Here is a 1912-nt window from a genome sequence, read left to right on the forward strand (position 1 = left end):
GGGCGGAGGCGGCGGCTGGGAAGCGCGGGTTCATGGCCGCGCCGGCCTGCGCGAGCTGGGTGGCGACGGCGCCCTTGGGACGGCCGGTCGTGCCCGAGGTGTAGATGATGGTGGCGTCGTCCTCGGCCCGTACCTCGACGTCGGGCGGGGCGGCGGCGGGATCGGGGGCGGGGAGATCCTCGTACCGTTCAATTCGTTCGATTCGTTCGATTCGTTCGTACGGTTCGATTGCCTCCCCGGGCCCGCCGACTTCATGGTGGAAGACGACCGTCCGTACCCCGTCGCGCCGCTCTGCCCAGCGCGCGACGCGCGGCAGCCGCTCACCGTCCACGAGCAGTACGCGCGGCGCGCAGTCGTCCAGGGCGTGGCCGAACTCGTCCTCGGTCCACCAGGCATTGAGCGGTACGGCGACCAGCCCGGCCAACTGGGCCGCCCAGAAGGCGATCTGCCACTCCGAGTGATTGCGCATGGCGATGACGGCGCGGTCGCCGGGGCGCAGCCCGTACGAGTCGTGGAGATGGTTGGCGAGCGCGGTGGCGGCGGCGAAGAACCGGCTGTACGTGTACGTCCCGCCCTCCGCCACCAGGAACGGGCAGTCGCCGTAGGCCCAGGTCGCCTCGACGAACTCGCGCAGGGTGCGGGGCCCGTCGGCGTACATCGGCGAACCGTTCTCGTCCGGTACGACGGCGAAGGGCGCACCCGGCGCGGTGAGGATGCCCGACTCCTCGGGCTGCTGCTCCGGCTGCTCGGGCACGCGGCACCTTTCTTGGCGGTCGGTCGGCGAACGCTCGGCGGTCGCCCGGCGGTCGTCGCCCGGGCGGGCGGTGGTCGGTCGGCCGGCGGTCAGGCGGCCGGCGGTCGGCGGTCGCTGGGGGTGTCCGGGCGAGGGCCGGACCGGGAGGTCGGCGGCGACGCTATGCGGATGCCGCCGGACCCGTCAACCAGCGATCTTGCTCTCCCCGGCCGGCTTCGACCGGCCTCGGCCCCTCAGCCGACTTCCGTACCGCAGGTGATGTTGAGCGCGGTCGCGGTCATCGACCGGGCACGGTCGGAGGCGGCGAAGGCGGCCACATTCGCGACGTCCTCCCGCGTGGCGGCGCGCTTCAGCAGGGTGCGCCGGACGGTGTCCTCGACAATGGCCTGGCCGCCCTCCATGTCCTCGGGGATCGTGTCCACGATGCCCGCGGTCTGGAGGGTGAGCGCGCGGATTCCGTACTGCCCCAGCTCGGCGGCGAGCTGCCTGCGCAGCGCCTCGACGGCCTGGAACGCGACCTGCAGCCCGCCCAGGCTGTAGTCGGGATGCGGATCGCCGTAACCCCCGAACATGAGGATCACGCCCGACCGCCGCGGGATCATATGACGCGCCGCGGCGCGCGCGGTCAGGAAGTTGGTGCGCAGGGCGGTCTCGACGGGCTGGTGGAAGTCCGCGAACGACATCTCGGCGAGCGGGGTGCCCTGCACATCGTTGTGGGAGATCAGATTGAACGAGATGTCGATCCCCCCGGCCCGCGCGGCCACATCGTCCGCGTGCGCGTCCACGGCCGCTTCGTCGAGCGCGTCCACGACGGCGGACTCGATGACACCGCTCTCGGCACCGATCTCAGCACCGATCTCGGACGCGACCCGCTCCAACGGCGCGGGCGTTCTGGCAGCGATGAAAACCCGGGCACCTTCACGTACGAAGGTCCGGGCCACGACACTGCCGATGGCACCGCTGCCGCCATAGATGACGGCGGTCTTGTCCTTGAGCAGCATGCCGGCTCTCCTCCTTGTGGGTGACGTACCTGTTCCGAAGCGATGACTCCGCCCCAGACGGAAACTCATCGCTTCCAGGACGCAGGACTTCGGCTTCAGAGCCCCGGCCCCACCCCACCCCACCGCCCCTCCCGGATCGGCTACCCTGGTGCCGGGT

Annotated in this window: 2 protein-coding genes; both read right to left on the reverse strand. The window is 71.4% G+C overall.

Annotated features, from left to right (window positions below; all coding sequences use genetic code 11):
- The coding region (locus WH07_RS35725; RefSeq protein ID WP_046509427.1) for a class I adenylate-forming enzyme family protein at positions 1-754 on the reverse strand (754 nt) is incomplete at its 3' end.
- A 233-nt stretch (positions 755-987) separates the two neighbouring features.
- Complete coding sequence (locus WH07_RS35730) at positions 988-1755, reverse strand: SDR family NAD(P)-dependent oxidoreductase (RefSeq protein ID WP_046509429.1); 768 nt, start codon at positions 1753-1755, stop codon at positions 988-990.
- Positions 1756-1912: the final 157 nt, after the last annotated feature.

This window comes from Streptomyces odonnellii (assembly GCF_000981895.1).
GTDB lineage: Bacteria > Actinomycetota > Actinomycetes > Streptomycetales > Streptomycetaceae > Streptomyces > Streptomyces odonnellii.

What these genes read in the sequence shown, in the direction of transcription:
- WH07_RS35730 (WP_046509429.1), bottom strand. Translation starts at nt 1,755, where the DNA reads ATGCTGCTCAAGGACAAGACCGCCGTCATCTATGGCGGCAGCGGTGCC.